Genomic DNA, 5,106 nt, shown 5'->3' on the forward strand with positions numbered 1-5,106 from the left:
GAAATCATTAGTATATCTTTTACCTTTAGAGGACATTGTGATACACACCCTTTCTATATCTAGATTGTATTGTGTCTCACTTATGGTGTCCACTATTTTATACTAACACCACTTAATATCAAAATATTTCGGGGAAGTCATTTTTTCGGATTTAGGAAGATTAAGCCAGATTTGAAGACCCAGCATTCTTTCGGCTTCCTGAGGCATTTCTTGATGAAGAATACCGCTGCCGGCTGTCATCCACTGAGAATCGCCGTCATGAATCGTTCCTTTATTTCCTAAACTGTCTTCATGGTCGATTTCGCCATGGATCAAATAAGTGATTGTTTCGATTCCTCTATGGGGATGCATAGGAAATCCTCTATAATAATCTTCAGGATCTGTAGAATCAAAAGAGTCCATCATTAGGAAGGGATCATAATCTTCTACATCTTTTGTAGAAAGAACCCTCACTAGACTTACGCCGGCACCGTCTTGTGTTCTATAGCCTTGTACTGATTTTCTATTTGTTTTAAACATGAATATCTCCTTTCAACATTTAAGTAGATGGATAGTTTTTGAACTTCTATAACTATAATATCACTAACTAGTAACAATGTAAAGGGGTTGTTGACTTTTTGTTGATATCTTAGAACTTCTTAGACGTTGAATAACATAGGAAAGCCATAGTCTTTATGATATAATAAAACAATAAGACAAAATTAGAGAAGTTAGATATAAATTAATCGGGGGTTTGACGAGTGGAAGAGAAAATTATAGTTTCGAATAATGGTCCATTAGAAGGGACAGTAAAAATAGGCGGCGCAAAGAATTCAGCCTTGCCTATTATTGCAGCTTCATTATTGGGAACAGAACCTATTATATTAGAAGATGTGCCTAAGCTCAACGATGTGAGTGTTTTTTTGCAGGTATTGGAACATCTAGGATCAAAGGTAGAGTACTTGGATGAAAGAACGATCAAAATCGATTCTTCAAATCTGACAAGCTACGTAACTCCTTTTGACCTGATGAGCAAAATGAGGGCTTCTTTTTTAGTGATGGGACCTTTATTAGCGAGATTCGGCATAACAAAGACATCCCTTCCTGGAGGATGTGCTATAGGAATGAGACCGGTAGATCTTCATTTAAAAGGTTTTAAAGCATTAGGAGCGGAGATTGTAAGCGATTCAACAAAGATCGAAGCGAAAACAGAAAACGGACTAAAGGGAACTGTACTTTATTTAGACTTTCCTTCCGTTGGAGCAACACAGAATATTATGATGGCAGCTTCCATGGCGGAGGGAGAAACCGTAATCGAAAATCCGGCAAAAGAGCCTGAGATTGTAGATCTTGCCAACTTTTTAAACAAACTAGGCGGCGATGTCAAAGGAGCAGGTACTTCCACAATCCGGATCAAAGGTGTAGAGAAGTTAGGCGGTACAACCCATCCTATTATCCCGGATAGAATCGAAGCAGCAACATATATGGTAGGAGCTGCTATGACGAAAGGCGATGTTATGATAGAAAATTGTATCGTCAGCCATATTTCGCCGATTATAGCGAAACTTCGAGAAGTAGGCTGCGAAGTTTTTGATATGGAAGATGAAGATAAGGTTCGTGTTGTTGGAAAAGGCAAAAAACTCATCGGAGCAAATATCAAAACTCTTCCTTATCCAGGATTTCCGACAGATGTTCAAGCTCAGTTTATGGCACTGCTTTCCATCTGCGAAGGACAATCAACAGTTACCGAAACAGTCTTCGAAAACCGTTTTATGCATGTGGACGAGCTTTTAAAAATGGGGGCGATTATTGCCACTGAAGGGAAAGAAGCACAGATTGCAGGAGTTCCGAAACTTCGAGGAGCTGAAGTAAAAGCAACGGATCTTAGAGCAGGTGCCGCCTTGATCTTAGCTGGACTTACAGCAGAAGGGGAAACGAAAATAGGCGAAACTTATCACATCTATCGCGGATACGACGATATTATAGGAAAGCTTAGAGGATTAGGAGCAAAAATAGATCGTATCGAAGAATAATGATCTAATAGTATTATAGAAAGCCGGTATAAAGGGGAGATCATTTATACCGGCTTTTTTTGAAGAAAATGCCGGGAGGAGCTATGAAGATAGAAGGAATCGTAAAATCCATCGTTTTCGAAAACGAACAGAATAATTATAGAGTCCTCCGCGTTGAGTCAGAAGATGGAGAAATCATGGCTACAGGCCAAATGCCCCCTATTATTGAAGGCGAAGAAATAAGTATGGAGGGGGAATGGATTTATCACGACAAATACGGAGAGCAGCTTCAAGTGACCGATGTTGAGAAATCTGGAAAAGTTTCTCCTCTAATGATCGAAAAATATGTAGGAAGCGGAATCCTGCCCCATGTGGGGAAAACTATGGCGAAACGCATTGTAAAAGTTTTCGGAAGAGATACACTGGCGATTCTCCAAGAAAATCCATCCAGACTGATGGAAGTAGAGGGGATCGGCAAAAAGAAGTTTGAGGATATTAAGATAGCTTTAGAAGATCAAAGACAGACTCAGGAAGTCTATTTTTATCTCCAGAGACTTGGAATCGGCATGGCTCAAAGCAAAAAGATCATCGATAAATATCAGGATGAAACGATACAAAAAATCGAAGAAAATCCTTATCAGCTGGTCAATGATATCTGGGGTATCGGTTTTAAAACAGCAGACAGTATCGCCTTGAGAAATCAGCTGGATCCTTCCTCTCCTTTTCGTATAAAATCCGGCTGTGTTTATTATTTAAAACAGGAGGCGGAGTCTAACGGGCACTGCTATATGCCTTACGATTATGCATTGGAGAGAATCTCCAGATTATTGAATCTAAAAGCAGAAGATATCGATGAGATGCTTGTAGAAGCGATGATGGAAAATCTGATACTGATCGAATATGTCGGCGAAGAGAAAGTTCTCTACCTGCCGGAATATTATGATGCAGAAATCAAAGTTGCCGGAAAAATTGCCCAGATAGCTAGTCGAAAAGAAATCATCGACGTAGATTTGGAAAACCGCTGGAAAGAGCTGGAAAAGAAGTATCGCCTTTCCTTCTCAGAAGAACAAAAAGAAGCCATACGCTCTTCTTTGGAAGAACAGATTCTTATAATAACCGGCGGCCCTGGAACAGGGAAGACCACTATTATACAGGCTGTGGTAGATCTGTTTATAGAGAGAAGCTATGAGGTAACCTTAAGCGCTCCTACAGGAAGAGCTGCGAAAAGACTGGAACAAAGCTGCAAGGTGCCGGCAAAGACGATTCATCGTTTGTTAGGATATAAACCTGTAGATGAAGGCAGAGGAATGTTTTTTGATTTTAATGAAGAGAATCCTCTTTTAACAGACCTCTTGATCATAGATGAGGCATCTATGATGGATCTTCGCCTTTGTGAAAGTCTATTTCGGGGAATTGGAGAAGAGACAAGGATAATATTTGTAGGAGACGTAGACCAGCTGCCATCGGTTGGGGCGGGAAATGTTCTCGAGGATATGATACGGAGCGGAGAAATAAGGAAGATTTCTTTGAAGACGATCTTTCGTCAGGGAAAAGAAAGCAATATCGTATTAAATGCCCATAAGATCAATCATGGAGAAGAACCTATTCTTAATGAAAAAGGAAAAGATTTTTTCTTTATGCAGGAAAAGAATCCTTCCCTGATTCAAAAAAAAGTGCTGGAACTCGTAGCCAGACGGCTTCCAGAATACTATAAACTGGAGGGACCGGAGGAGATTCAGATTCTTACACCTATGAAAAAAGGGGAGTTGGGGACGTTAGAGTTAAACCGAAACCTTCAAGAAGTCATCAATCCGAAAACCCCAGACAAAGAAGAACTGTATCAAGGAGATCGGATCTTTCGGAAAAAAGATCGTGTAATGCAGATTCGAAATGATTATACAAAAAGCTATAAAACTCTAGAAGGTCAAGAAGGCATGGGTGTTTTCAACGGAGATTTCGGTGTGATATCTGACGTAGATCCTTCTGCAAGGACTATCGAAGTGATTTTTGATGAGGAAAGAAGAGTACAGTACAGCTATAAGGAATTAGACGAACTGTCCTTATCCTACAGCATTACAATCCATAAATCTCAAGGAAGCGAATTTCCTGTAATAATAATCCCCATCGGACCTGGACCCTATATGCTTTTAACCCGAAACTTGATTTATACAGCGATAACAAGAGCGAAAAGAGTTGTTGTGCTTGTAGGGGATCCGAAATATCTCTATTATATGATTCATAATAATCCTGACGACCGTAGACATTCTTCCTTGGATAAAAGAATAAGAGAATATATTCAAGTTTATAAAGGAGTTTATGAAGGCGATGATTAAAGAACTGTTATTTCATCCTAAGCTTTGTCTGGACTGTCATGAAGAGTGGACAAAGAGTAAGGGATTGTGCAAAGATTGTCTAGAAAAGATAGAGTATGTTTATGGGAGAAACCGTATTTTATCCGATGTTGACTGTGTCTTTCCCTTTTACTACGGCGGCGAAATAAAGAACCTTCTTATCCGATACAAGTTTCGAAACGAAAGCTATCTATACAGAGTTTTTACAGAACTTTTGTATGCATATATTAAGGATTATCGAGAGAACTGGGATGAAATAATAACCGTTCCTTATACAGATAAAAAAGCGGCCAAAAGAGGATACGAACCTGTCACAATTATCGGCAAAGAGCTAAGCAGAAAGCTTAAAATAGATTTCAGCCTATCTTCAAGAAAGTCAAGAGAAACAGAAGATCAGCATTTCTTAAATGCAGAAGAAAGAATTGAAAATGTAAAAGACGCCTTTTACTGCAATCCCAAGGTAAAAGGAAAAAGAATTCTTCTTTTAGACGATATCATGACCTCGGGAGCAACACTAAGAGAACTGTCCGAAACTCTCTTAAAAGCAGGAGCAAAGACCGTAGACTGTCTAGTGATCGCCTCTGAAAAAAGAGAAGAGAAAGGATATTGGATTCGGCAAGAAGAAGAGATTTAAAAGAAGTGTGGAGTGTGATAGAGGGAAGCGATGGGTGTCAAGGTAGTTGACGGATTTCTTTTACAATATTTCAACTAATTCTAGAGGTTCATTTGCAGGAATTTGATAGTAAGATCTAAACTCATCATTT

4 protein-coding genes are annotated in these 5,106 nt (G+C 39.3%); 3 read left to right on the forward strand and 1 reads right to left on the reverse strand.

Annotated elements, in window-relative coordinates:
* Window positions 1-102 precede the first annotated feature (102 nt).
* A complete protein-coding gene (locus tag ACTQ46_RS10945) occupies window positions 103-519 on the reverse strand; it encodes a pirin family protein (RefSeq protein WP_441749846.1) in 417 nt (138 codons plus the stop codon).
* Window positions 520-740: 221 nt separating this feature from the next.
* On the opposite strand from ACTQ46_RS10945, the gene murA reads away from it, so the two are divergent.
* From murA to ACTQ46_RS10960, 3 genes are all read left to right on the forward strand, one after another.
* Entirely contained in the window at window positions 741-2,012 is a 1,272-nt protein-coding gene (gene murA / locus ACTQ46_RS10950) for a UDP-N-acetylglucosamine 1-carboxyvinyltransferase (RefSeq protein WP_441749848.1), read from the forward strand.
* A gap of 83 nt (window positions 2,013-2,095) precedes the next feature.
* A complete protein-coding gene (gene recD2 / locus ACTQ46_RS10955; protein WP_441749850.1) occupies window positions 2,096-4,324 on the forward strand; it encodes an SF1B family DNA helicase RecD2 in 2,229 nt (742 codons plus the stop codon).
* Window positions 4,317-4,976, forward strand: coding sequence for a ComF family protein (locus ACTQ46_RS10960; protein ID WP_441749852.1), 660 nt, complete (start codon window positions 4,317-4,319; stop codon window positions 4,974-4,976). The genes recD2 and ACTQ46_RS10960 overlap by 8 nt, the downstream gene beginning before the upstream one ends.
* Window positions 4,977-5,106 lie beyond the last annotated feature (130 nt).

The sequence above is a fragment of the Gallicola sp. Sow4_E12 genome (assembly GCF_052116305.1).
Classification (GTDB): Bacteria; Bacillota; Clostridia; order Tissierellales; family Peptoniphilaceae; genus JBQKLI01.

What these genes read in the sequence shown, in the direction of transcription:
- ACTQ46_RS10945 (WP_441749846.1), bottom strand. Translation starts at nt 519, where the DNA reads ATGTTTAAAACAAATAGAAAATCAGTACAAGGCTATAGAACACAAGAC.
- recD2 (WP_441749850.1), top strand. Translation starts at nt 2,096, where the DNA reads ATGAAGATAGAAGGAATCGTAAAATCCATCGTTTTCGAAAACGAACAG.
- ACTQ46_RS10960 (WP_441749852.1), top strand. Translation starts at nt 4,317, where the DNA reads ATGATTAAAGAACTGTTATTTCATCCTAAGCTTTGTCTGGACTGTCAT.